This window comes from Bifidobacterium italicum, from assembly GCF_002286915.1.
In the GTDB taxonomy this organism is placed as follows: Bacteria; Actinomycetota; Actinomycetes; order Actinomycetales; family Bifidobacteriaceae; genus Bifidobacterium; species Bifidobacterium italicum.
On record NZ_MVOG01000005.1, the window covers coordinates 212,309 to 230,535 of the forward strand.

The 18,227-nt window shown below is 65.5% G+C and carries 12 protein-coding genes; 8 read left to right on the forward strand and 4 right to left on the reverse strand.

The annotated features are described in order from the left end of the window. The first annotated feature begins 19 nt into the window (after positions 1-19). The 3 genes from B1400_RS02380 (at position 20) to B1400_RS02390 (ending at position 5,117) form a co-directional block, all read left to right on the forward strand. Positions 20-889 carry a carbohydrate ABC transporter permease gene (locus B1400_RS02380; RefSeq protein ID WP_095612858.1) on the forward strand — a complete coding sequence of 290 codons (870 nt, stop codon included), beginning with the start codon at positions 20-22 and terminating at the stop codon, positions 887-889. A gap of 170 nt (positions 890-1,059) precedes the next feature. Further along, a complete protein-coding gene (locus B1400_RS02385) occupies positions 1,060-3,768 on the forward strand; it encodes a glycoside hydrolase family 2 protein (RefSeq protein ID WP_095612859.1) in 2,709 nt (902 codons plus the stop codon). 317 nt (positions 3,769-4,085) lie between these two features. Continuing rightward, positions 4,086-5,117 carry a LacI family DNA-binding transcriptional regulator gene (locus tag B1400_RS02390; protein ID WP_095612914.1) on the forward strand — a complete coding sequence of 344 codons (1,032 nt, stop codon included), beginning with the start codon at positions 4,086-4,088 and terminating at the stop codon, positions 5,115-5,117. A gap of 337 nt (positions 5,118-5,454) precedes the next feature. Here the strand turns inward: B1400_RS02390 and B1400_RS02395 are convergent, their stop codons facing one another. After that, a complete protein-coding gene (locus B1400_RS02395) occupies positions 5,455-6,105 on the reverse strand; it encodes a YesL family protein (protein WP_095612860.1) in 651 nt (216 codons plus the stop codon). 65 nt (positions 6,106-6,170) lie between these two features. After that, positions 6,171-6,911, reverse strand: a complete 741-nt coding sequence (locus tag B1400_RS02400) for a hypothetical protein (protein WP_095612861.1) — start codon at positions 6,909-6,911, stop codon at positions 6,171-6,173. Between the two features lie 264 nt (positions 6,912-7,175). Here B1400_RS02400 and B1400_RS02405 point away from each other — a divergent pair, with 264 nt between their 5' ends. Both B1400_RS02405 and B1400_RS02410 read left to right on the forward strand, forming a co-directional pair. Continuing rightward, positions 7,176-9,371: an alpha-galactosidase gene (locus B1400_RS02405; RefSeq protein ID WP_235607273.1), complete on the forward strand. Its 2,196-nt coding sequence runs from the start codon at positions 7,176-7,178 to the stop codon at positions 9,369-9,371. A 115-nt stretch (positions 9,372-9,486) separates the two neighbouring features. After that, on the forward strand, positions 9,487-10,752 hold the full coding sequence (locus tag B1400_RS02410) for an AGE family epimerase/isomerase (RefSeq protein ID WP_095612862.1): 1,266 nt from the start codon (positions 9,487-9,489) through the stop codon (positions 10,750-10,752). An 86-nt stretch (positions 10,753-10,838) separates the two neighbouring features. Here the strand turns inward: B1400_RS02410 and B1400_RS02415 are convergent, their stop codons facing one another. Then, positions 10,839-11,717, reverse strand: coding sequence for a helix-turn-helix domain-containing protein (locus tag B1400_RS02415; protein ID WP_095612863.1), 879 nt, complete (start codon positions 11,715-11,717; stop codon positions 10,839-10,841). Between the two features lie 199 nt (positions 11,718-11,916). On the opposite strand from B1400_RS02415, the gene B1400_RS02420 reads away from it, so the two are divergent. After that, positions 11,917-13,389 carry an amino acid permease gene (locus tag B1400_RS02420; RefSeq protein WP_095612916.1) on the forward strand — a complete coding sequence of 491 codons (1,473 nt, stop codon included), beginning with the start codon at positions 11,917-11,919 and terminating at the stop codon, positions 13,387-13,389. 374 nt (positions 13,390-13,763) lie between these two features. Here B1400_RS02420 and B1400_RS02425 read toward each other — a convergent pair whose 3' ends face one another. Next, positions 13,764-14,297: a helix-turn-helix domain-containing protein gene (locus B1400_RS02425; protein ID WP_157909619.1), complete on the reverse strand. Its 534-nt coding sequence runs from the start codon at positions 14,295-14,297 to the stop codon at positions 13,764-13,766. A 312-nt stretch (positions 14,298-14,609) separates the two neighbouring features. On the opposite strand from B1400_RS02425, the gene B1400_RS02430 reads away from it, so the two are divergent. Further along, positions 14,610-15,311, forward strand: coding sequence for an ABC transporter ATP-binding protein (locus B1400_RS02430; RefSeq protein ID WP_095612865.1), 702 nt, complete (start codon positions 14,610-14,612; stop codon positions 15,309-15,311). 7 nt (positions 15,312-15,318) lie between these two features. Further along, positions 15,319-18,192 (forward strand): ABC transporter permease, encoded by a 2,874-nt coding sequence (locus tag B1400_RS02435; protein ID WP_095612917.1) that lies wholly within the window; start codon positions 15,319-15,321, stop codon positions 18,190-18,192. The last annotated feature ends 35 nt before the right edge of the window (positions 18,193-18,227 follow it).

An 18,227-nucleotide genomic window follows, 5' to 3' on the forward strand; every position in this document is an offset into this window, starting at 1 on the left:
CTCGCAGAAAGGAAAGGCCATGGAAGCCTCCGTCGAAAAGGTGAGCGTCTGGTATCACATGCGCCGCTGGGTGCTCTCCTTCCTCAAGTACTTCAGCCTCGTCTTCATCACGTTCTGCGTCCTGCTGCCGCTCGCGTCCTGCGTGTGGACGGCGGCGAAGACCGATGCCGAATACAAGACCGGCAACGTCATGGCGATGCCGCACAACTGGTTCAACTTCCAGAACTACGCGGACGCATTCAAGCTGTCGAACATGGCCGTCGCGTTCCGCAACTCCTTCATCGTCCTCGTGTGCGTCTGCTTCATGACGACGATCATCGGCACCCAGCTCGCCTACGTCCTGAGCCGCTTCCAGTTCCCGGGCAACGCGTTCATCCGCGGCGCCTTCACGATCGCGGCGCTGCTGCCGGGCATCGCGATGCAGGTCGCGGTCTACAAGATCATGGGCAGCCTCGGCATGATCAACTCGCTGTGGGGCTACATCATCATGTCGATGGGCACCGATGTCATCTCGATCTACATCTTCATCCAGTACTTCGAAAACCTGCCGATCTCGCTTGACGAGGCTGCGATGATCGACGGCGCGAGCTACTTCACGATCTACGGCCGCATCCTGCTGCCGCTGCTCAAGCCGGCGATCGTCACGGCCCTCATCCTCAAGGGCGTCGGCATCTACAACGAGTACTACGCGGCCAACCTCTACCTCCAGGACAAACAGAAGCTCGGCACCGTGGCCATCTCGCTGTACGCCTTCACCGGCCCGCAGGGTCCGAAGTACAACCTGATCTGCGCAGGCGTCATCGTGACGCTGCTGCCCGCCCTGATCCTGTTCCTGATCTTCCAGAAGCAGATCTACAACGGCGTCGCAGCCGGCGCAGTCAAGGAGTGACGCTCTCAGACTTACCCTTCCCCTTTCCTCACCATCAGGGAGCCGTGCCGAGCGAGTTGCGTGCGGCACGGCTCCCTTTCCTTCTTCGGCGGTCGCCCGATCGCCTTCCCCGCCACCGTTCCACCTCCATGCGCGGCACACGCCGGCATCAACCACTAGGAGCACATACCATGACCAACACCCCTTCCACCTTCGCCCCGCTGTCGAGCGGCTGGACCGTCACCGCGATGAACCCGGAGGCGGTGCCCGCCGACCTCCGCGAGACGCTGACCGCCGGCATCCCGGCGACCGTCCCGGGCGAGGCGACGCTCGACCTGCTCAACGCCGGCCTCATCCCCGATCCCTTCGACGGCGACAACGAGAACAAGCTGCAGTGGACCGGCGACGTCGACTGGCGCTTCACCTGCACTTTCGATTGGCATGACGACGGCAACACGCGGCACGACCTCGTCGCCTACGGCCTCGACACCGTCGCGACGGTCGCGCTCAACGGCGATCCGGTCGCGCAGACCGAGAACTGCCACCGCTCCTACCGCTGGGACATCCGCGACCTGCTCAAGGACGGCGAGAACGTGCTCACCGTCACGTTCATGTCCCCGGTGCGCTACTCCGACGCCGAGGAGCAGCGCCGCGGCTACTATCCGCACACCGAGCACCACGCCTTCAACCAGATTCGCAAGCCGAGCTACTCCTTCGGATGGGACTGGGGCGTCGACGTGGCGAACGCCGGCATCTGGCGCGAGATCGGCATCGACTCGTGGAGCGGCGTGCGCCTGGCCGAGGTGCGCCCGCTCGTCGACGTGGCCTCCGACGGCACCGGCATCCTCAACGTGCACGTCAAGGTCGAGCGCGAAGGCCACGGCCGCATCATGAACCCGATGGACGCCCACAAGTTCCAGACGCCGGTCCCGGTCCATGTGACGCTCGAGGGTTACGGCACGATGCTCGAGGCCGACGGATCGGTCGATCAGGGCCGCGACGAGACGACGATCACGATCGCCGTGCCGGACGCGAAGCTGTGGTGGCCGCTCGGCTACGGCGACCAGCCGCTCTATGCCGTCGACGTCAAGGCCGGCACGGACCTGCAGGCCGCATGGAAGGGCCGTATCGGCTTCCGCACGACGCATGTGGACACCCGCGCCGACGACCTCGGCCGCCCGTTCCAGATCTACGTCAACGACGTGCCGGTGCACGCGCACGGCTACAACTGGATCCCCGACGATGCGTTCATCGCGCGCGTGACGAAGAAGGACTACGAGCGCGGCATCCGCGACCTCGTCGAATCGAACTCGAACATGGTCCGCGTCTGGGGAGGCGGCATCTACGAGGCCGATGAATTCTACGATCTGTGCGACGAATACGGCGTCATGGTCTGGCAGGACTTCATGCTCGCCTGCGCCGCCTACCCCGAGGATCCGGAGACGAAGGAGGAGGTCGAGGCCGAGGCGCGCGAGGCCATCATCCGTCTGTCGAGCCATCCGAGCCTCATCGTCTGGAACGGCTCGAACGAGAACTACGTGGCCTACGCGGAATGGGGCGGCTACAAGCAGGCCGTGCGTGACGACGACCTGCCGGCGAACGAATACGGCTACGGCGAGAAGGGCTGGGGCGACTACTACTACTCGGAGCTCTTCCCGCAGCTGCTCGCCGAGCTCGACCCGACGCACGTCTACCTTCCGAGCTCGCCGATGAGCTTCACGAAGTTCACGAACGCGAACTGGGACACCGACGGCACGATGCATATCTGGGATGCATGGAACCGCAAGGATTACCGCATCTACGCCGAGTACACGCCGCGCTTCGCCGACGAATTCGGCTATCAGGCGCCTCCGGCATGGAGCACGCTCGTCGGCGCCGTGCACGACGAGAAGCTCGAGCCCTTCGGCAAGCAGATGCTCGTGCACCAGAAGGCGATGGGCGGCAACTACAAGCTCGCCCGTGGCATGCGTTCGCATCTGACGCCCGGCCACCTCGACGACGTGAGCTTCGGCGGCGTCGTCAACGGCAAGCCGAGTGACGGCGCGCACAGCTGGCTCATCCCGACCGACGACTGGGACGACATCCAGGACTGGCACTGGGCGTGCCAGCTGCAGCAGGCGCATGCGATGAAGTTCGGCGTCGAACATATGCGTTCGCTCGCGCCGGTCAACGCAGGCGCGCTCATCTGGCAGCTCAACGACGATTGGCCGGTCGTGTCCTGGGCGGCCGTCGACTTCAACGGCCATCGCAAGCCGGTGTGGTATGCGTCGCGCGACTTCTTCGCGCCGCGTCTCGCGACGATCCAGCCGCGCACGTCCGAGGAGTACCGTCAGACGCACAGCTGGGAAGGCGTCAAGGTGGGCGCCGACCACTTCGAGCTCATCGTCCTCAATGACACCCGCGAACCCGTCAAGGACACATGGACGGTGCAGCGCGTGACGTTCGGCGGCGACGTGCTCGCGACGCAGACGATCGACGTCGACCTCGACGCGACCTCGCACAAGGGATACACGTTCGACGACGCCATCGTCGGCTACGACGATCCGAACGCGGAGCTCATCGTCGCGACGCCGTCCGACAACTCCTTCGCGCGCGTCGTCTACAATCCGGCCGAAGTCGTCGACCAGTCGCTCGCCGCGCCCGCGGAGGCCTTCACCGCCGATGCGAGGAAGGTCGACGGCGGCGTCGAGCTTACGGTGACGGCGAAGGACTACGTGCGCGACCTGTTCGTCATGGTCGACAAGGTGGATGCGGAGGCCGCCGTCAAGGAAGGCCTCGTCTCGCTGCTGCCGGGCGAATCGGTCACGTTCCACATCACGACGGACGCGGATGATCCGCAGGCCTTCACGGCGCCGAACGTGCTGCGCAGCGCGAATGACCTCAAGCGCGAAGCGAAGTGATGATTTAAGCGGCCATCAGTACCACGGCAACTGATGGCCGCTTAAATATTGTTCCGATCATTCGAATGGTTTCGGACGATGCAGGGACGCAATGGCATAATCATGGGGGGGGGAAAAGTCGGCCGGCGGGATGCGTCGGCCGGCGTTACCATATACAATGGTTCTGAAGCGATTCAGTGACGACTCCATCACGGGGCGCGGCGGGGATCGCGGGGCACCAACAGCACAACGCATGCCGTCCGTGGCGACGGACGGAGGCCACGGAACGCAGCGGCACAGTGGCGTGCGCGCAGCGTGACGGGATGGGAGACAACGACATGGCGACACAGAAGACGAAGGTCACGATCTTCGACGTGGCGAAGGCATCGGGGGTGTCGAGCAGCGCCGTGTCCTACGCATTGAACGGGAAACCGGGGGTTTCCGACACGACGCGCGCGAAGGTGCTGCAGGTCGCCAGGGAGCTCGGATGGAAACCGAACGGCGCTGCGCAGTCGCTCGCGCAGTCCAAGACGCGGCGCATCGGCCTGATCCTCGGCTACGATCCGCAGCTGCTCGCCGTCGAGCCGTACATGATGAGCCTCATCTCCGGCCTCGGCGCGGAGCTCGAGGAGAAGGACTACTCGCTGCTCGTGCGCATGTCGATGGACAGCGACGACGAGGATTCGATCATCGAGGACTGGGTCGCGACGAGCAACGTCGACGCGATGCTGTTGCTCAATCTGGAGATCGGCGATCCGCGCATCGACATGATGAAGCAGAACCCGCAGATGCCGGTGCTTGCCGTCGCCGACGCCTCGCTCACCGCGGGGCTGCCGACGCTCGCGAGCGACGACGCCGCCGCGGTCGGCCTCGCTGTGCGCCACCTCTATGATCTGGGCCACCGCAACATCGCGCGCGTCGCCGGTCCCGAGGAGCTCGGCCACTCGTACATCCGCGACGCCGCGTTCTCAGAGGTGACGGCCGAACTCGGCGTGCGCTACCGCTGCCTGCACACCGACTACACGCCGGCCGCCGGCGCCGATGCGACGAAACGGCTGCTCAGCGTCAATCCGGCGCCGACGGCGATCATCTACGACAACGACGTGATGGCGCTCGCCGCGGAAGGCGTCGCGGCGGTCAACGGCGTGCGCGTGCCCCAGGATCTGTCGATCATGAGCTGGGACGACTCGTTCATGTGCGAGGCCGCGCATCCCGGCATCACGGCGCTCAACCGCGACATCGTCGAATCGGGCCGCATCGCGGCGTCGCTGATGCTCAAGCTCATCGACGGCGAGGAGGTGGACGTCGTCGAGGAACCGCCTTACGTGTTGCGTGTGCGCGATTCGACCGGGCCGGCCCCGGAACGCTGAGATTTGCGGCGCATGCTCGCCGCATGGGAGAAGAAAGACGGCAGCGGCCCCGCCTGACAGTCATGCAGGCGGAGCCGCTGCCGTATCCATAGGATCCATAAATGAACCGGACGATCGCAATGTGCACCGGTGGCGATCGCGAAGATGCCTGTTGGCGAACGCTGCGGGTGCAAGTTGCGGCGGTGGAGGTCGCGGGAGGAGCCGTCAGCGAACGCTTTGGGTGCAAGTTGCGGCGGTCGCGTTCGCGTGGCGGGGACGTTGCGAACGGTTCGGGTGCGGGGTGCGGCGGTCGCGTTCGCGCGGCGAGGGAGGGGACGGGCGCCGAATGGGCGGATCGTCAGGCGTCGTGGTCGGCAGGGGTGTCGCGCGGCTTGAGATGGAAGGCGTTGCAGGTCCAGCGCATGACCGCCCACATCGAGACGCCGGCGCCGAGGACGCACCACAGGATCGGCACCCAGACGACCGCGCCGGGCACGAACCACATCAGCGCGAACGGCAGCGCGATGAGCGCGACGTTGCCAAGCGCCAGCAGCGGCTTCATCAGCGACAGGCGGACCGACTGGCGGATCTGCTCCCACCAGGACAGCTTGCTGCGGCCGGAAAGCGGCAGCACGAAGGACAGCATCATCGCGATGATGACGAGCGCGCCGAGCGTGACGCCGTAGATGACGGACGCCGCGTCGCCGGACTGCCGGGAGATGTACCACAGATCGACGGCGCCGATCGCGAAGAGGATGATGAACAGCAGCGAGAACAGCATGTTCACGCCGAAACGACGTTTGATCGCGCGCCAGAACGTGCGCAGGACGCCTTCGTCGGTGTCCTCGATGATCTCGCGCGCGACCTCGCAGGCGGCGGAAGTGGCCGGGCCTATCGTCACGATCGGGATCGAACAGACGAACCATGCGACGGACAGCATCGCGAGGTCGCCGATGCGGCCCATGACGACGTTGAACGGATTGTCCTGACGGAACAGGCTGGAACTCATGACGGTGTCTCCTCTTTTCGGATTGCGGATGATGTTCGGGTCGAGGGGTGTGGATGCAGGCCCGTTCAACGGTACAGGTATGCGATGAACCGCTGCGCGTTGCCGGTCTGCCTTGTGTTCGCGACGACGCCGATGAGCGCGGCGTCGTCGGTCGCGAACTCGTGCCAGCGCTTCGCGTCGTCGAGCTTGAGTCCGTAGGGTTCCGCCTTGCCTTTGCCGCTGCCGGAATCGTCGACGTCGTCGCTGAGCGCGGAATCGTCGAATCCGTGGAAATCCTCGGCGTAGGCGTGCAGGTCGCCGTATTCGTCGGCCGGCAGCGTCGACTTGAGATTCGTGAAGTAGCCGTAGCCGGCGAGTTCGCGGAAGACGGACGGCGGCGCGATGACGACGTCGATCTGCTCGCTCGAGATCATCGTCTGCAGCTTGGAGAGTCCGTCCTTCTTCGTGTCGAAGTAGTCGTCGATGATGACGTCCTGCCCGAGCATCTCCGCGTACTGCTCCTGCAGCTTCGCGGATTCGCCGAGCGGGAGCGTGCTGTCGACGACGGCCGCATACAACGCCGGGCGTTCGCGAGGCGAGACGAAACGGACGATGACGAACGCGCACAGCGCGATGACGATGACGGCGGCGGCGCACGGGATCAGGAAATGCTCGCGGAAGTAGGCGGCCTTCTGGCGCATCGGCAGTTTTGCGAACACGTACAGCTTCGATTTGCCGGCGTACTGCGGCGCCTGTGTGAGCGAATCCACGGCCGCGCGCTGGGATTCGGTGAGGCGATCATCCGACGGATGCCTGTCTGCTGCCATGGCGCCCATCCTCTCGTCATACGTTCCGGCGGCGTCGCCGGCGGCCGCGGCGCCCATCGCGACGTGTCCGCCGGCCGCGCGAAGGCGGCGCTCGGACGGCACATCGGCGTGTCGAAGTGAACCTCAGCCATGTTCTGTTTGCGTTACTTAACCGCTTAATTTATACTGTTTGAACGAAAAAGTCAATCCCCGGTGTAGTGCCGACGGCGGAACTTACGGGGACTGAACGCGTGGCGGTCGCGCCGCGATCGTGCGAAGGAGACGATGATGTTCGACAACGGAAACCATGTGGTGCTGCGCCGCGACGATGTGTGCGTCGTGCTCAAGACGCCGGACGGCGAGATGCCGCAGGTCGAGTACTGGGGGCGTGATTTCGGCATGCCTGACGCCGAGGACGTGCTGGCGATGCTCGACGTGATGACACTCAAGGTGACGCCGCCGGACGAGAAGCCGGACGCGGCGCTGCGCCCGTCGCTGCTGCCGCAGGGTGCAGAGGCCTTCGCAGGGCGTCCGGGACTTGAGGCGTACCGCGGTGAGGCGCCGGTGTTCGTGCGCTGGACGTCGGTGACGACGACGGCCGGAGCCCACGACGGCGCGCCGGTGGACGCCGTCGATGTCCTCGACGTGCACGCCGAGGACGGCGTCAACGACGTCGCGCTCGACATGCGCCTCGAGCTCGCCGAGGGCGGCCTGCTGCTCGCGAAGGCCACGGTGAGGAACGCCGGCGACGGCGCCGAGCCGCTCGTCGTCAACTGGCTCGACCTGACAATGCCGATCCCGCGCCGCGCCGATCATCTGACGCAGTTCACCGGCCGCTGGCCGCTCGAGAAGCAGCCGGCGACGACGGCGCTGCCGATCGGCTCCGTCACCCGCGACTGCCGCCACGGCAAGACGAGCCATGAAAGCCCGTGGATGTTCATCGCCTCCGATGGCGCGCCGAAGTTCTCCGCCGGCGAGGTGTGGACGTGCCATCTCGCATGGAGCGGCAACCAGACCTACCGGATTGACAACCTGCCGCAGCACGAGGCGCTGCTCGGCGCTGGCGAGCTGCTCGGGCCCGGGGAGATGCGCCTCGGCGCCGGTGCGGCCTATACGACGCCGCAGGTGTGCTTCTCCTACTCCGATTCCGGCCTCGACGGCGCTGCGAGCCGCTTCCACCGTTGGCTGCGCGCGATGCCGCAGCATGTGCGCGGCGACCGTCCGGTGACGCTCAACACCTGGGAGGCCGTCTACTTCGACCATGATGAGGCGACGTTGATCCGGCTCGCCGACCTTGCCGCGAAGGTGGGCGTCGAGCGCTTCGTACTCGACGACGGTTGGTTCCATCTGCGCCGTGACGACACGAAGGGGCTTGGCGACTGGGTCGTCGACCCGGCCGTGTGGCCGAACGGGCTCGACGCGCTCGCGAGGCATGTGCATGGCCTCGGTATGCAGTTCGGCCTGTGGTTCGAGCCGGAGATGATCAACCTCGACTCCGACTGCGCGCGCGAGCACCCCGACTGGATCCTCGCGGCGCCCGAGGCGGTGCCGTGCCGCGCCGACGTCTCGTACCGCACGCAGTATGTGCTCGATCTGGCCAATCCCGACGCCTACCGTCATGTGCACGACCAGATGGCCGATCTCATCCGGGGTCTCGGCATCGACTACATCAAGTGGGACCACAACCGTGACGTGACCGAGCCGGTGCACGCCGGCCATTACGGGCTGCATGCGCAGACCGAGGCCTGCTACCGCCTGTTCGACGAGCTCAAGCGCGAGTTCCCCGGGCTGGAGATCGAAAGCTGCGCTTCGGGCGGCGGCCGCACCGACGCCGGCATGCTGCAGCACGCCGACCGCATCTGGGCCTCCGATTCGAACGACCCGCGCGACCGTGTGGACATCCAGCGCTACACCGAACTCATCGTGCCTCCGGAGATGATCGGCGCGCATGTCGGACCGAGCCCGGCGCACTCCACATGGCGCGCGACCGACCTGTCCTATCGTGCGGCGATGTCGCTCGAGGGATGTTCCGGTTTCGAGTGGAACATCCTCGAATGCACGCCCGAGGAGCTCAAGCAGATCACCGGGTTCGTCGCCCTCGTCAAGGAGCTGCGCGGCGTCCTGCACTCCGGGTCGGTGCACCATGCCGACTTCCACGATCCGGCGCTGCGTGCGCGCGGCGTCGTCAGCGACGATGGTTCACGCGCGATCTGGGTCGTCGCGACCGTCACGAATCTGCGCGACGTCGTCACCGAACGGCTGCGTCTGGACGGGGTGCGCGACGATCGCGTCTATCGCGTGCATATGCGTGGGGAGATCGGCGAGTCTCGGTGGGGCTGGAACACGCCTGAATGGATGCGCGACGCCCGCGGTGAGGACGGCTTCGCCGTGAGCGGCGCGCTGCTGAAGAACGTCGGCCTGCAGATCCCGCCGCTGTGGCCGATGCAGGCGATCGTGCTCGACATTCGGGAAGTGCGGTGAAACTTGCCACTTAAGCGCTTCAGTGATACGCTCGACATCGTACGCGCAAGATAGCGCCGGCCATCAGGGTCGGGCAGGTCAACGAAGACGACGGACGACAATCGGAAGGAAGACGATGACCACCACCAATGCGAAGTATCAGATCGACACGCCGGAGAACAAGAAGTTCCTCGACATCTCCCGCGACAACCTCATCGCGTTCGGCCGCCATTTCCCGGCGGTCGACGGCAGCTCGTACTGGCTCGGCGACGACGGCACGCCGTGGAAGGACCGCAACCGCGCCACCTGGATCACATGCCGCATGACGCATGTCTACTCGCTCGCGACGCTGCTCGGCGTCGACGGCGCCGCCGAACTCGTCGACGACGGCATCCGTGGCCTGCGCGGCGTGCTGCACGACGAGGAGAACGACGGTTGGTACGCCGAGATCACGCCGGACATCTGTCATATGCCGACGAAGCAGGCCTATGCGCACGCCTTCGTGCTGCTCGCGGCGTCGTCGGCGCTGCTCGCCGGCCGCCCGGGCGCGAAGGAACTGCTCGAGCAGGCCGAACACGTCTATCTGACGAAGTTCTGGGACGACGAGATCGGCCTGAGCGTCGACACCTGGAACACCGAGTTCACCGAACTCGACACCTACCGCGGTCTCAATGCGAACATGCACTCGGTCGAGGCATGCCTCGCCGTCGCCGACGTCACCGGCGACGAAAGCTGGCGTGAACGCGCCTGCCGCATCATCGGCCATGTGCTCACATGGGCCGAGGAGAACGACTGGCGCATCCCGGAGCACTTCACCTCCGACTGGATGGCGCAGCTCGAGTTCAACGCGGACAAGCCGGACGATCAGTTCAAGCCCTACGGTGCGACGCCGGGCCACGGCATCGAATGGGCGCGCCTGATCACGCAGTACGCGCTGTCCGTCTATGGCAAGGACGGCGTGCTGAACGGCGACGGCCGCAAGTACCTCGACGCGGCCGAGCATCTGTTCAACCGCGCCGTCGAGGACGCCTGGGACGCCGACGGCGCGCCGGGCATCGTCTACACGACCGACTGGGAAGGCAAGCCGGTCGTGCACGACCGCATGCACTGGACGCTCGCCGAAGGCGTCAACACGGCCGCGACGCTCTACCACGTCACCGGCAAGCAGGAGTACGCCGACTGGTACGCGACCTTCCTCGAGTACATCGACACCTATCTGATGGACCACAGGCACGGCTCGTGGTTCCACCAGCTCAACCGCAGGAACGAGGTCATCGACACGGTCTGGCCGGGCAAGTCCGACCTGTACCACGCGACGCAGGCGATGATGATCCCGCTGTGCGATCCGGCGCTCTCGATCGCCCCGGCGACGAAGAAGGGCGTCGAGGAGGGCCTCGACTGAAGGGCCGCATGACCCCGGGTGCATAGCAGAAAAGCGCCGCCTTGTGTGGCGCTTTTCTGCTATCTCAAGTGCGCGGGATCAGGCGTTCACTTCGCTTGCACCGGACGGAACTCGATGTAGCCGCGTTCGCCCTTCGGCTCGAGCTGGATGCGCGGGGATCGCGTGCTCCAACGGTAGCCGAGCACGGACGGATCGTAGCGGTCCGCCGCATGTTCGACGAACTGGATCGCCTCGCCGTAGTCCGCTTCGGCGAAGGGCTGGCCCTGAAACATCAGATAGTCCGCTTCGGGCAGCTCGATGACGTCGAATCCGTCGGGGACCGGGCCGTCGTAGTAGACACCCACTTCGACGCCCTGCACATAGGTCGAGGTGCCGGGTTCGCGGTATGCGGCCGGCAGCCACAGACAGACCGGCTCGCCGCACAGCGAATCCATGCTCAGCAGCTTGCCCCAGACGTCGCAACCCACCTCCTCGCAATAGGTCCAATAATCGTCCGCGGACGTCCCGCGCTTGATGATCGCCTTGCGGCGCGGCTTGTGGATCGGGGTGACATACAGGTACTGCATCGTATCCATATCGATCGTGTCCTTTCGTGGTTGTCGGTACTGGACGCCGTAAGGGTGGAACAACGTGATCGGGCTCGGCGAACGGGAGAAGTCGCCCGGCGTGCGCCCGAATTCGCGGCAGAACGCGCGTACGTAGCCGTCGACGCTGCCGAAGCCGTACGCGAAGGCCGTCTCGGTGACCGAGCGGGCGTCTCGTTTGAGCGCCATCGCCGAACGGCTCAGACGCAGCCGCCGCATATAGGCGGCCGGCGTGAGTCCGGTCATCTCGCGGAACAGGCGGTAGGCGTACCATGGCGAGAACAGCGCCACGCCGGCCAGATCGGCCATTGTGACGCGTTCGTGCAGATGCTGCGCGATGTAGTCCTGCATCCGCTGGACCGCGGCCGTTCGTTCGTCCATCGTCGTTCGTCTCCTTTCGACGGTTCCCATGTAAGTCGATGCGCGGCGGCGATGCTCGACCTTTTTTGCCATGTTCGCGTGCCTCGCCGTAACAACGCGTCCGTAGAATGGACGTCAACCGTCCACGCATACGAGCGTGGCGCGGCCTTTTCCCATGCCGCGGACGGCCGTCCGCGGCATCGCGATGCAAAGGACGACCATGGCCTCCACACCCGAAGTGAGTGAGCAGCCGCAGCAGCTGCGCAAATCGTTGAAGAACAGGCATATCCAGCTCATCGCGCTCGGCGGCGCGATCGGCACCGGCCTGTTCTACGGCTCGAGCGAATCGATCTCGCTCGCAGGCCCATCCATCCTGCTCGCCTACATCATCGGCGGCGCCGCGATCTTCATGATCGTGCGCGCGCTGAGCGAGATGAGCGTCGAGGACCCGAAGGCGGGCGCGTTCAGCTACTATGCGTCGCGGTACTGGTCGAAGCGGGCCGGATTCATCTCCGGATGGAACTACTGGTTCAACTACGTGCTCGTCTCGATGGTCGAGCTCGCCGTCGTCGGCTCCTTCGTCAACTACTGGTTTCCGAACATTCCGCAGTGGGCGTCGGCCGCGTTCTTCCTCGTGCTCATCACGGTCCTCAATCTGTTCGGCGTCAGTGAATTCGGCGAGTTCGAGTTCTGGTTCGCGCTGATCAAGATCGTCGCCGTCATCGCGATGATCATCGGTGGCGTCGCCGTCATCGTCATGAATCTGCCGACCGACTCCGGTGTGCGCGCGTCGTTCGCGAACTGGTTCACGATCGATGGCGGCTTCCTTCCGAACGGCGTGATGTCGCGTGCCGCGGACGGCCGTTGGACGGGTCTGCTGATGGCGCTCGTCGTCGTCATGTTCAGCTTCGGCGGCACCGAGCTCATCGGCGTCACGGCCGGTGAGGTCGCCGATCCGCGCAGGACGATCCCGAGGGCGACGAACGGCATCATCTGGCGCATCCTCGTCTTCTATGTGGCCGCGCTCGGCGTCATCATGGCCGTTGTGCCGTGGGATCGCATCGACGGCAGCATGAGCCCCTTCGTGCAGATCTTCGACTCCGTCGGCGTGCCGGTGGCTGCCGGCATCCTCAACTTCGTGTGCCTGACGGCCGTCATGAGCGTCTACAACTCCGCGCTGTACTCGAACTCGCGCATGCTGTATTCGCTCGCGCGCCAAGGCAATGCGCCGGCGTATCTCGGCCATGTGAACAGGCGCGGCGTGCCGGTGGCGGCCGTGCTCACAAGCGCCGCCGTCACCATCGTCGCCGTCGTCGTCGTGTTCCTGTGGCCTCAGTTCGCGTTCAACTATCTGATGTCGATCGCGACGATCGCCGCGATCATCAACTGGACGATGATCATGATCACCGAGATGCTGTTCCGCCGCCATGTGGCCGCCGGCGATGGTCCGGGGGAGTTGCGGGGCCTGCATGGCGACGAGGCGCTCGACAGGATCCAATTCAAGCTGCCGGGATGGAAGTGGACGCCGTATCTGATCATCGCGTTCCTGGCGATGGTGGCGGTGCTGATGTGCTTCTCGCCGAGCTATCGCATCGCGTTGGTCGCCGGCGTGATCTGGCTCGCCGTGTTGTTCGCCGCCTACGCGCTCACGTCGAAGGCCGGCGGGAAGCGTCGGGAGGCGAAGGAGCGCTGACGGTGTGCGGCCGTGTTCGCCGTACAGTCGCCCCCTCCGGCGGCGTTGCAGCCGGAGGGGGCGGTGATTGTCCGGTCTCGTGCCGCATAACTCGCGTTTTCGGCAGTTTTGCCGAGTGGTGCGCCGCGCGCGGTGGTGGGATGGGCGATATGCCCGAAGAAACGCGCGGATGTGCACATCGTGGCCGACCATGTGCACGTATTCGCCCGGAATCAATCGGAATCGCTCAATTGAATCATCGGTGGGAACACCGAAGAACGCAGCAGTCGAGCCGTCCGCCGCATATCTCGATAATTCCTCGTCGATCTCGAGATATGCGGCGGACGGCTCTGCCGTTACGGCTGTGCGCGCGTGAGCGGCAAAAGTCAGCGCGGTCAGCGCGTCGGCTCGTCGTCGTTCTTCTTGCCGAGCAGATAGCCGCGCAGGCGCAGCTTCGCCTTCGCGATCTGCTGCATGCAGCCCGACGCGTACAGCACGCCGCATGCGAGGATGCCCGCGACGAAGCCGAGGCACACCTCCGCCACATTCGACCACGGCGCCGTGTCCGCCAGTCCGTTCGCCTCGATGATGCAGTATCCCACGAACATCACGAACGCGATCGAGAACAGCACCGTCATGCGCCGGTCCTTCCTCTCGTTGATCTGCGCGTTGTAGTCCGCCACCTTGCCCATCGTCGTGTTGTCGATCATGTCGTCACCTTTCCTTTCGCCGTCGAGGATCTCGTCGACGCTGATGTCATAGAGTTCCGAAAGCATCACGAGCAACGAAAGGTCGGGCATCGTCGATCCGGTCTCCCAGCGGGACACGCTCCGGTTGGAGACGCCGATCCGGTCCGCGAGCTGCTGCTGCGTCCAGTCGTGCCCGAGCCGAAGCTCCCTGAGGAACGCCCCGATATGCTTCTGGTTCATCGTGCCTTTCCTTTCGTCGGTCGTGGAGTGCGTTCGAGCATCAGCATGGCACCGCGTCTGCGGCAACACGCACATAATCGCCGGACGCAGCCCGAGAACTCGGGAGATGACCACGGATCGGACACGGGACACCGCTGTCCAATGGCGGAATTCCAACGATTGCGACGATTGTACTAGGGACGGCGCGACGCGCGATTGCGTGCTGTGTGTGTGGGGGGGAGGGGGGACGGCGTTTCGTCCCCCGAAGTCGGCGATACTAAGTTGGGATGGTAGATGAGGCCGAAGGTGGCACCGCGGCGGAAGGAGCAGGCGATGGCGTACATCGAATTCAACGACGTGGTCAAGGAGTATCCGGCCGGCGACTCCACGATTCGTGCGCTCGACGATGCGAATTTCACGGCCGATGAAGGCGAGCTGAGCGTCATCCTCGGGCAGTCCGGCGCCGGCAAGACGACGGCGCTCAACATCCTCGGCGGCATGGACACGGCCTCGTCGGGCAAGGTCGTCGTCGGCGGCCGCGACATCACCGACCTCAACCACCACGACCTGATCACCTACCGACGCAACGACATCGGCTTCGTCTTCCAGTTCTACAACCTCATCCCCAACCTCACGGCGCTTGAGAACGTGGAATTGGCCTCGCAGATCTGCGCCGACCATTTCGACCCGGCGCGGACGCTGGAAAAGGTCGGTCTGGGCGACCGGCTCGACAACTTCCCGGCGCAGCTGTCCGGGGGCGAGCAGCAGCGCGTCTCGATCGCGCGCGCCGTCGCGAAGAAACCGAAGCTGCTGCTGTGCGACGAACCGACCGGCGCGCTCGACTACGAGACCGGCAAGGAGGTGCTGCAGCTGCTGCAGGACATCTGCCGTGATGAGCGCATGACCGTGCTCATCGTCACGCACAACTCGGCGCTTGCGCCGATGGCGCACAAAGTCATCCGCTTCCGTTCCGGCAAGGTCGTCAGCCAGGAGACCAACGACCATCCGACGCCGATCAGCGAGATCGAATGGTGAGGTGACGATGATGGCTGGACGTGGCAAACGCGACCGCGGCGGGGCGAAACCGCTCGGTTCGGCCTTCCTGTTGGATGCATGGCGCTCGTGGCTGCATGCATGGAAGCCGTTCCTTTCGATCCTGATCATCTCGATGCTCGGCGTGGCCGTGCTCACCGGCATCTACGCAGGTTGCCGCGACACGCTCATCGCGGCGAACCGCTTCTACGAGCAACAGGGGCTGCATGACGTCCAGGTCGTCTCGACGATGGGGCTGACCGACGAGGATGTGGACGCGTTGCGGCGCGTCGACGGGGTCGACGGCGCCGCCGGCGTGCGGATGGAACGAGTGACCGTCGACGGCGACGCCGGGCGCCGGCTCAACGCGACGCTGCGCGAGCCATCTGTCGGCGGGTCGACGGTCGATGCGCCCTATGTGCGCGAGGGGCGATTGCCGAAGGCCGCCGACGAGGTGGCCGTCACCGGGCAGTTCACGCATGACACGCACCGCAAGCTCGGCGACGTCATCGAGGTGACCGCCGCCGATGACGGCGGCGACGCCGTGCATAAGCTGAGGATCGTCGGCGTCGTCACCGATCCGTCGGATCTGTCGAACCCGGACGGGTATTCGGGGTCCGCGTTCCGCACGGCGGTCGCCAACGACTACACCTTCTATGTGGCGCCGGGCGCGCTGGCGAAGACCTTCGGGGCGGATGGCGACGTGTATGGCGCCGTCGTCATGCGGCTGACCGACGCCGAGAACAAGGACGCGTTCACCGACGACTACGACGCGCTCGTATCCTCGGCGATGTCCCGGATAGAGCGCACCGTGCAGTCCGAGCGCGAGGAGGCGCGGCGCAAGGCGCTGCAGCAAAACGCCCAGAACGAACTCGACAAGGCGAAGGAGCAGGCGTACGCGCAGATCAACGATGCGCAGGCGCAGCTCGATGCGCAGCGCGCACAGCTCGACGGGCAGCTCAAGCTGCTTGACGCGCAGGCCGCGCAGGTGCCGGTGGGCATGCCGATGCCGGCACGGCTCGCCGAGGCGCAGCGGCGGTGGGCGCAAGGCGACGCACAGCTCAAGGAGGCGCAGCAGCGGATCAACACGCAGCGCAACGGCGCCGGCGACCGTTTCGCCGCCGAGCAGCAACAGGTCGACGACATCGCGCCGCGCTGGTATGTGCAGTCGCGGACCGCGTTGAGCGGCTTCAGTTCGCTCAAATCGGACATCAGCTCGATCAGGTCGCTCGGCAACGCGTTCCCGATCGTGTTCCTCGTCGTGGCCGTCATGATGAGCCTGACGACGATGAGCCGTCTCGTCGAGGAGGACCGTGGGCTCATCGGCGCTTACCTCGGGCTCGGCTACGGCCGCGTGACGATCACGGCCCGCTATGCGCTGTTCGCGCTGCTGGCGTGCCTGCTCGGCGGCGGATTGGGGCTGCTCGTCGGCTTCCTCGGCATCCCGGCCTTCCTGCTCGTCGTCATTCACGGCCTGTATGCGATCCCCGACCTGCGGCTCGAATACGACTGGCTGTACGGGTCGATGGGCATCCTGCTTTTCGTCGTCGGCGTGCTCGGCGCCGCGTTGTTCGCGTCGATCCGCGACATGCGCCAGATGCCGGCCACATTGATGCGGCCGAAGGCGCCGAAGGCGGGGTCTCGCATCCTGCTCGAGCATATCCGCCCGTTGTGGCGGCGCATGAGCTTCCTCAACAAGGTGACGGCGCGCAACATCTTCCGCTTCAAGTCGCGGCTCATCATGACGGTCGGCGGCGTGGCCGGATGCGCCGCGCTGATCGTATGCGCGCTGGCCATCAACGATACGGTCGCCGCGCTCGGCCCCAACCAGTACCGCGGCGTCGACCAGTACGACATGTTCGCGATGGCCAACGACGGCGAGGGGCAGGCATTGCACGACAAGCTCGTGCAGGACGGCGAGACGACGGCCATCATGCAGACGCGCGTCGAAAACGGCGAGATCACGAACGACGGCGGCAGCAGCACGGCGGTGCAGCTGACGATCGTGCCGCAACGCCAGATCGGCGAACTCAACACGATGTTCCGGCTCGAGCCGGCGCGCAGCGAATCGATCCTCGGATGGCTGCACGGGGGCGGCCGTGGCGGGCCGGTCACGTTGAACGACGACGGCGTCATCGTCGCGCAGTCGGCCGCGCAGTCGCTCGGCGTGAAGGCCGGCGACGAGATCATGCTGCGCGCGGACGGCACGCAGCCGCACCGGGTCAAGGTGAGTGCGGTCACGCGCAGTCTCATCGGCGCCGAGACCTTCATCTCGGAAGACCTGTACCACCGGATGTTCCCGGCGTCTACGACCGGGGACGGTGCGGACGAGCAGCCGGCGATCACCTGGAACGCCGTCTACGCCAAGCTCAAGGGCGACGACGGCGCGCAGATCAAGTACGTGCAGCGGCTCGAGGGCGACGCGATCGTGCTGAGCGCCAGCTCCACCGCCTATCAGGCCGAGCATTTCAAGTTCGACCTGATGGGGGCCGTCGTCGCGCTGATCGTCGCGCTCGCCGGCAGCCTCGCGCTCGTCGTGCTGTTCACGCTCGCGCATACGAACGTGTCGGAGCGCATGCGCGAGATGGCGACGCTCAAGGTGCTCGGCTTCTACGACAAGGAAGTGCATCGTTATGTGAACCGCGAGATGATGGTGCTGACAATCATCGGCGTCATCATCGGATTGCCGCTCGGACGATGGGTCGCCGGCCTGCTCACGAGCGTGCTCAACATGCCGGGGCTGTATTTCGAGGTGCACATCTTCTGGTGGAGTTACGTCATCACCGTCGTGGCGACGATCGCCTTCACGCTGCTCGTGCAGCTGTTCGTCGACCCCGTCCTCGACCGCATCGATCCGGTCAGCTCGCTCAAGTCGGTCGAATAGGCCGCGCGCATGCGGCGGATGCACGGCGTGGGCGG